Annotated in this window: 1 pseudogene; it reads left to right on the top strand. The window is 61.2% G+C overall.

Annotated features, from left to right (window positions below):
* Window positions 1-139: 139 nt before the first annotated feature.
* Window positions 140-547: pseudogene (locus tag R0J88_RS18730) on the top strand (hypothetical protein); the annotation flags it as partial.

Raw genomic sequence — 547 nt, 5'->3', positions numbered from 1 at the left:
GGCATCGGAACCCCCACAAGAACCCAAGAACCACCACACGTGAAGTTGCCCAGGGTTGGGCGTGGGGCGGCCCATCGGGCCGCTTTCTCTTCAAGGAGTCCGGAACGGATTCCATCGCCACGACATCAAAGGAGGGGGCATGTCATCCACCGATCAGAACTCGCATGGACGAGGACGCGTCATGCGTCGTTCCATTGCGCTGGGCATGGCGACTGCGCTTCTGGCGCCGTTGGCATTTCACGCTGCGCAGTCTATCGCCAACGACCCGGCATCACTGACAGCCCTGCAGAAGACACGCTGTGATGCAGTGAAAGCCTCGGTGAAGGACGCCGGCTTTGACGATTCGGTGTCGGTCAGCTGTCACGATGGCAAGGCATTGATTGCTTCGGACACCTGGCCGGACCACGAGATGATGACCGGCATCGTCGGCACCAATGAGCAGGTACCGGTGCCGGCCAAGGGTTACGCATCGCCCGTAGTGCTGGAGCCCAAGATGCGCGGCAGTGAGGAGATACCTTATACGCGTGATGCTGCGCTGGGTGTCGCC

Source organism: Pseudoalteromonas sp. SIMBA_162 (assembly GCF_046535955.1).
Taxonomy (GTDB): domain Bacteria; phylum Pseudomonadota; class Gammaproteobacteria; order Enterobacterales; family Alteromonadaceae; genus Pseudoalteromonas; species Pseudoalteromonas marina.
Note: the sequence above shows the minus strand (reverse complement) of the source record. Positions and strands in the feature narration are given on the sequence as shown.